Origin of the sequence: Pseudomonas sp. AU11447, from assembly GCF_001672555.2 — a bacterium.
In the GTDB taxonomy this organism is placed as follows: domain Bacteria; phylum Pseudomonadota; class Gammaproteobacteria; order Pseudomonadales; family Pseudomonadaceae; genus Pseudomonas; species Pseudomonas nitroreducens.
The window spans coordinates 110266-118147 of sequence record NZ_LZDG02000069.1 but is presented as its reverse complement, the minus strand read 5'-3'; the positions used below and the strand labels follow the sequence as shown (position 1 = coordinate 118147).

Annotated in this window: 3 protein-coding genes; 1 reads left to right on the top strand and 2 read right to left on the bottom strand. The window is 61.5% G+C overall.

The window, feature by feature from the left end:
• Positions 1-4696, bottom strand: a 4696-nt coding sequence (locus A6723_RS24805) for an Ig-like domain-containing protein (protein WP_256546975.1), incomplete at its 3' end; no start/stop codon positions are given.
• Positions 4697-5078: 382 nt separating this feature from the next.
• On the opposite strand from A6723_RS24805, the gene queD reads away from it, so the two are divergent.
• Positions 5079-5435, top strand: a complete 357-nt coding sequence (queD, locus tag A6723_RS24800) for a 6-carboxytetrahydropterin synthase QueD (protein WP_017516521.1) — start codon at positions 5079-5081, stop codon at positions 5433-5435.
• A gap of 59 nt (positions 5436-5494) precedes the next feature.
• On the opposite strand, the gene A6723_RS24795 is transcribed toward queD, so the two are convergent.
• Positions 5495-7855, bottom strand: coding sequence for a DNA polymerase II (locus A6723_RS24795; RefSeq protein WP_054907046.1), 2361 nt, complete (start codon positions 7853-7855; stop codon positions 5495-5497).
• Positions 7856-7882 lie beyond the last annotated feature (27 nt).

Here is a 7882-nt window from a genome sequence, read left to right as displayed (position 1 = left end):
CGTTGTCGTAGATGATGACCTTGCCGTTTGGCTCGGCTCCGCCGCTGAACACCGGACGGTTGTCRTCAGTGGTATCRCCCGCATGCAGCGGGCCAGTTACCGCGCCCACGTTGTCGGTCACCGCCARGCCGGTCACGTTGGCCGGTGCCGTGGTGTCGACGCTGAAGTTCCAGATTCCCGTCGGATCACTGACCTGTCCGATAGGATCGGTCGCTGTGGCGGTCACGTTGTGCAGACCATCCGCCAGTGCGCTGGTGGTAATGCTCCAGCTGCCATTGGCATCGGTCACCGCACTGCCGATCAGCGTGCTGCCGTCGTACAGCTTGACGGTGGTGCCCGCATCCGAAGTGCCTTTGAAGGTCGGCTGGCTGTCGTCGGTCACGTCGCCTTTCTGCAGGAAGCCGGTGTACGGCCCTACATCGTCGAAGACGCTTTCGATGGTCGGCACAGCCGGCCCTACCGTCACCACGGTGAAGCTGTATTTCGCGCTCGGCGCCGTGGTGTTGCCCGCCGGGTCACGCTCGACCGCAGTCAGCTCGTTGCCCCCCGAGATCAAGGGGGCCGTCGGGGTCAGTGACCAGTGGCCGCTGGCATCGACGATGGCACTGCCGACCTGATGGTTGCCAGTGGAGTCCTTGTCGTAGACGAAGATCGTGTCACCGGCCGTGCCGGTACCACTGATCACCGGACGGGTGTCGTCGGTGCTGCCATTGTTGGCGACGTTACCGGTCACTTCACCCACGCTGTCCAGCACGCCAGTAATGGCCAGCTTGCTGTAGTCCGGCGGGGTGTAGTCGGTGGTGAGGCTGAAGACATCCGACTTGACGCTGGTATTGCCGGCCTTGTCGGTCGCATCGACGGTGAAGTTGTGATCACCCTCGCTGATACCGGTGGTCGGCGTGTAGCTCCAGGCTCCATTGGCGTCCGCCATCACCGAGCCCAGCACGGAGCCGTTGTCGTAGATGGTGACCTTCGAGTTGGCTTCGGCCTGGCCCGACAGGGTCGGGGTTGGGTCGTCCGTCACGCCATGGTTGGCGATCGGGCCCTGGATCGCACCGACATCGTCCAGTACCTGGTCAATGGTCGGCTTKWMAGGAGCCACTGTGTCGATGGTGAAGATGAACGCAGTGGTCGGATCACTGATATTACCGGCCTTATCCGTCGCGGTGGCGGTAATGCTGTGCGCACCCTGTCCCATGTCCGAGACCGGGGTGAAACTCCAGGTGCCATCGGCTTTCACTGTAGTGCTGCCCAGCTCGACAGTCCCATCGGAAACTTTGATGGTGCTGCCAGCCTTGCCAGTACCCTGGATTTCCGGGCGAGTATCGTCGGTGAAGCCACCGTTGCTGATGTCGCCGGTGATGCTGCCGACATCGTCGATTACATGAGTAATCGCGACCAGGACCTGGGAGGTATCCACGACTACGTTCAGCGGAGCACTCTGGCCACTGCTGTTACCAGCCTTGTCCAGTACTTCCGTGCTGAATGCATGGTTGCCATCAGACAACGCGGCGGTCGGTGTGAAGCTCCACTTGCCATCGGCACCTACATCGGCTTCGCCGATTTCCTTGCCGTTGTCGTAGATGATGACCTTGCCGTTTGGCTCGGCTCCGCCGCTGAACACCGGACGGTTGTCGTCAGTGGTATCACCAGCGTGCAGCGGACCAGTCACATCTCCCACGTTATCGGTGATGGTCAAACCCTTCACGTTGTCCGGCGCGTTGGTGTCGACGCTGAAGTTCCACCCTCCCGTCGGTTCACTGCTCTGACCTACGCTGTTGGTGGCGGTGGCAATCACCTCATGCGGACCGTCGGCCAGTTTGTCGGTGGTGATACTCCAGTTACCAGTGGCATCGGCCATGGCGCTGCCGATCAGAGTGCTACCGTCATAGAGCTTGATGACGCTGCCACCATCAGCGGAGCCCTTGAAGGTCGGTGTGCTGTCGTCAGTGACATCACCTTTCTGCAGGAAGCCCTGATATGGACCGACATCGTCATGGACACTGATGATAGTCGGTACCGATGGCGCACCAATTACAACGTCGATGCTGTACTTCGCGCTCGGATCGGTCTTGTTGCCCGCTACGTCCATCTCGACAGCGGTCAGGTCATTCGCACCGGAAACCAGCGGAAGTGTGGGGGTCAGCTTCCATGTACCGTCAGCACCTACTGTGGCGCGACCGATCTCATGGTTACCGGTACTGTCCTTGCTGAAGACGATAACGGTATCGCCAGCAGTACCCTTACCACTGATCTCAGGACGCGCATCATCGGTTTCGCCGCCATTCGGGATATTACCGGTGATCGGCGCCACATGGTCTTCCACGCCAGTAATCAACAGTTTGGTAATGTCCGGCGGGGTGGTATCGATATCAACCACGATAACGGTCGGTGGACTGGTGTTTCCAGCAGCGTCCGCCGCAGTGACACTGATGTTGTTGTTACCCTCCGGCAGTGGTTTGCTCGGCGTAACCGACCAGTTGCCGTTTTCATCCGCCGTGGCCGTGAGAACCTCTCCGGTGGGCAATGTGACCTTCACATCGGCATGAGGCTCTGTATGGCCGTCGATGGTTGGCCTGGTCTCATTGGTGATGCCGTCGCCCTTGACGCCCGTATCAGAGTCAGGGTCCAGCCAGACCTGGGGGGCATCCGGAGCGATGGTATCCACTACCACCACGAACGGGTCCGAAGACGGACTGACATTACCCGCAACATCGGTCACGGTCACCGTGATGTCATGGGCACCTTCAGACAGTGTCTTATCTTGTGGAGCTTCATAGCTCCACTTGCCATCCTGACCGACAACTGCCTCGGCAATCTTCTTGCCACCATCGTACAGGGTGATGGTCTGATTCGGCTCACCGTTGCCTGAGAAGGTGGGCCGAGTGTCGTTGGTGCTGTCGCCGCTATTGAGCGGGCCAACCTTGGGCTCGACGTTGTCGTAAACCATGTCGAGTGTGCCGTCCGGACCGATCACCGGCTTGGGCGGAGTGGTCGTGTCAATGCCGACCACGATCACAGTCGGCTGACTGGCGTTTCCTGCAGCATCCGTCGCGGTGACGCTGATGCTGTTGTCACCCTCCGTAAGAGGCTTGGTCGGAGTCACTGACCAGTTACCGTCGCCGTCTGCCTTGACGTTGATCACCTCGCCGGTTGGCAGCGTCACCTTGACGTCCGCGTTCGGCTCGGTCTTGCCGTCAATGGTCGGCATGGTGTCGCTGGTGATATTGTCACCTTTGATACCGGTGTCGGATGACGGATCCAGCCAGACCTTGGGCGCATCAGGGGCTGTGGTGTCGATATCCAGAGAAATGACTGTGGGTTGGCTAAGGTTGCCAGCGGGGTCGGTGGCAACAACAGTGATGTCGCCGGCCCCGTCCGCCAATGGCTTCGTCGGGGTGACAGACCAATCACCATTCGCGTCTGCGGTGACAACGATGGTTTCACCGGTAGGGAATTTCACCGTAACGTCTGCGCCCGGCTCGGTGTGGCCATCGATGGTCGGCCTGGTGTCATTGGTGATGTTGTCACCCTTGACGCCAGTGTCCGAGTCAGGATCCAGCCAGACTTTCGGTGATTCCGGAGCGATGGTGTCGATAATGACCGGAATGACGATTTCGGTCTGGTTGCCCGCTGGGTCCTGCGCGATAACCTTGATGTCGTTATCGCCTTCGGGGAGCGACTGAGTGGGCGGCGGAGCAACCCAGGTGCCGTCGTCCTTGACGTCGACCGTAACGGTTTCACCTGTCGGATAAACGACGATGATGGTGTCGCCGGGCTCACCGGTACCATGAATGGAAGGTTCATTGCTGGGCGAGTACGTCTGACCATCGTGATCGACAGCACCGCTTATCTCGGCGGTCGGGGCAGACGGCGGAATCGTGTCGACGGCGAAGTCGATGACATGTACCGGAGCGCTGGGCTTTTCCCCCTTGGCTTCCTGGACGACATCGATGCTGTGGTTACCATCGTTGAGGTCAACAGTGGGGGTGTATGTCCAGGTTCCGTCCGCGCCGACCGACGTGCTGCCGATTTCCTGGTCATTGTCATAGATGTGGATGATCGCGCCCGCCTCACCCTTGCCGGAAATGACCGGTCGCGGATCGTCGGTGGCGTCGCCGTTGACGATCACACCCTGTTTCGGGCCTACGTGATCAGTGATCTGGGTATCAGTGACGGAGGGGCTGGTCTTGGTGTGAGGCTTGTCATCATTCCTGGTTACTGCAGCCACACCACCCACCAATCCGGCGCCAGCCAGAAGCGGCCACAGCAGGAAACCGACAGATTCGTCGATTTCGCCGTTGACCACCGGCGCAGCACCCAGCGGGCTGCCGCCCAGAGCGATGGGAGCCATCTCGCCATCGGACAGCAACAGCTGGCTGTAGAAGCCTTCACCATCGGTACGCACATACGCGTACATCTGGCCGTCTTCTGATACACCATAGAGCTGGCTATCCATGCCGTCGGCGTAGAAGTCCTGGATGACCAGATCAGGTTTGTCGCTGCCCTGGAAGAACACCAGCAGATCCTTGCCGTCCCGCTTGACCGTGACGTTCTCCGGAGCCACTTCGCTGTTATCGAGCTTGAGGAGGTACTTCGTACCGACCTTTGCCTTGACCTTGCCACCGTCCTTGAACGTAACCCGCTGGGCTGCATTTTCGGACACTTCTACCAATTGGACTTTTTCAGCGGACATCTGCGTTTTCCTTATCCAGCCACAGAAAAAAACTGCGGTGACCAGCTTAAGGCGGGAGTCCTTGAGCCATTCGTAGGACATTTCGGCAGATCAATGCGGATTCGCCGCAACTGCGATCGCAGAGGACTACAGACCAAACGGACGCCTTGTGGCTGGCTAGTGCTGGTGCTGTAGGAACAGAAGAAAAGCCGCGAGACAACAGGCTGGACAGTGCACCGTTCCGCATGGCCCAGCCGATGCTCAGCTCAATCTCGAACACCGGACCCTGGGGCTGGAAATCGGATGAACCGCTGGCGAGGCCGACAGCACGATGGTGATAGACTATGCAGCCATTTTCCGGCCGACCCGCTCTCGGGCCGGCAATCGTCACAGAGTGCACCACGTGGAATTGTTCAAAGAGTTCACCTTCGAGTCTGCCCACCGCCTGCCCCACGTTCCCGCCGGGCATCAGTGCGGCCGCCTGCATGGCCACTCCTTCCGAGCCGCCATCTACATCGAGGGCGAGGTCGATCCGCATACCGGCTGGATTCGCGATTTCGCCGAGATCAAGCAGATCTTCAAGCCGATCTACGATCAGCTCGACCACAACTACCTGAACGACATCCCCGGCCTGGAAAACCCCACCAGCGAGAACCTCTGCCGCTGGATCTGGCAACAGCTCAAGCCGTTGCTGCCGGAGCTGTCCAAGGTGCGCGTACACGAGACCTGCACCAGCGGTTGCGAATACCGCGGCGACTGATCCATCAGACGTAATGAACAAGGCCGGCATTCGCCGGCCTTGTTCGTTTTAACCCGAATTCAGAACAGGCCCATCTGCTTGTCGATCAGCCCGCCGAAGTCGTCGTCCACGAACGGCAGGATGGCGTCGGCGATCGGCTGCAGCTGGCGGCTGACGTAGTGGTCGTAGTCGATGGGCGAGCTGAGCGTTTCCAGCGGCTCCGGGCCGTTGACGGTGATGACGTAGCTGATCCAGCCACCGCGCTGGTACTGCCGCGGGCGACCCTGGCGCTCGTTGTAGTCGTCGGCAATGCGCGCCGCGCGCACGTGAGGCGGCACGTTACGTTCGTAGTCACCGAGCTGGCGGCGCAGGCGCTTGCGGAAAATCAGCAGCCCGTCGTGCTCGCCGGCGAGGGTGCGGTTCACATAGTCGCGCACGTAATCGCGATACGGCTGACGCTGGAAGATGCGCAGGTAGAGCTCCTGCTGGAACTGCTGGGCCAGCGGCGACCAGTCGGTGCGCACGGTTTCCAGGCCCTTGAAGACCATCTCGTCGCTGCCGTCCTCACGCCGAACCAGGCCGGCATAGCGCTTCTTGCTGCCCTCTTCCGCGCCACGGATGGTTGGCATCAGGAAGCGCCGGAAGTGCCGCTCGAACTGGATCTCCAGCGCGCACTCCAGGCCGTACTCCTCGCGCAGGTGCTGCGCCCACCACTGGTTGACGTGGTGCACCAGCTCGCGCCCGATCTGTGCTGCCTCTTCTTCGCCATGGGCACGGCCAAGCCAGACGAACGTGGAGTCTGTGTCGCCATAGATCACCCGATGCCCCTGCCCTTCGATCAGCTCGCGGGTGCGACGCATGATTTCGTGGCCGCGCATGGTGATCGATGATGCCAGGCGCGGGTCGAAGAAGCGGCAGCCGCTGGAGCCGAGCACACCGTAGAAGGCGTTCATGATGATCTTCAATGCCTGGGACAGCGGCGCGTTACCGTCGCGCTTGGCGGCGTCGCGGCCCTGCCAGACGCGCTCGACGATGGCCGGCAGGCAATGCTGCGTGCGCGAAAAGCGTCCGCCGCGGAAGCCGGGGATCGAGGCCTCGTCGGACGGGTCGCTCAGCCCTTCGACCAACCCGACGGGATCAATCAGGAAGGTGCGGATTATCGACGGATACAGGCTCTTGTAATCCAGCACCAGCACCGATTCGTAGAGCCCCGGCCGCGAATCCATGACGAAGCCGCCGGGGCTCGCTTCCGGCGCCTTGCCACCGAGGTTCGGCGCGACGTAGCCCAGCCGGTGCATTGGCGGCAGGTACAGGTGGGTGAAAGCTGCCACCGAGCCGCCACTGCGGTCAGCCGGCAGCCCGGTGACACTGGCGCGTTCCAGCAGGAAGTCGAGGATGCGGGTCTTCTCGAAGATGCGCGTGACCAGCTCGCAGTCCTTGAGGTTGTATTTCGCCAGCGCCGGCTTGTCTTCGGCGAAACGGCGATCGATCTCGGCCATGCGGTCGTAGGGGTTGTCGATGGACTTACCCTCGCCCAGCAGAGTCTGCGAGACGCTTTCCAGGCTGAACGAGGGGAAACTCCAGAACGCCGAGCGCAACGCTTCGATGCCGTCGATGATCAGCCGCCCGGCCGCCGCGGCAAAGAAGTGATTGGACGAGGCATGCTGCCGCCAGCCCATCTCGTCGCCGCCACGCCCCAGGCGCAGCGGGACCTCCAGGCGTTTGGAGTGTTCCTGCAGGACGCGCAGGTCGAACTGCACCAGGTTCCAGCCGATGATCGCGTCGGGATCGTGCTCGGCCAGCCACTGGTTCAGACGCTCCAGCAATTGCGCCCGGCTCTCGCAGTATTCCAGTTCGAAATCGCGTTCGCCGTCGATGCCATTGGCGGGGCCGAGCATGTACACCTGGCGCTGGCCGCAGCCCTCCAGGGCAATGGAATAGAGGTCGCCACGGATGTTGGTCTCGATGTCCAGCGAGGCCAGCTTCAGCCTTGGCCGATAATCCGGCGCGGGCCGCAGTTGCGCCGTGAGGATACTGCCGCCCTCGCCAGGCTCGCCCTGGAAGGTCACCGGAGCGGTGATGAAGCGTTCCATGAGGTAGCGCTCGGGCGGGCGAATGTCTGCCTCGAATACTTCGACGCCCGCTTCGCGCAGCTTTTTCTCTAGGTTCATCAACTGGCGGTGCTGCTGGCAGTACAAGCCCAGCACCGGACGCTGCTGGAAGTCGCGCAGGCCCAGCGGGCGCAGTTCGGCCCCGCGCTCGCCGGCCAGCAGTTTCTCGGCGCGGGCGCGCTGCTCGACCGGCACGAAGGCCACCGAGGTCTGCGGCGGCAGCAGCACATGCCGGGGCCCTTCATCGGTGGCCAGCCAGAAGCCCACCTCGGTGCCTTCGGGCGTATCCCGCCAATGTCGAGTCAGGACGAAACCCTGCCTTGCCTCCACGCTCTAACCACCCGTCTGTCGAATCAG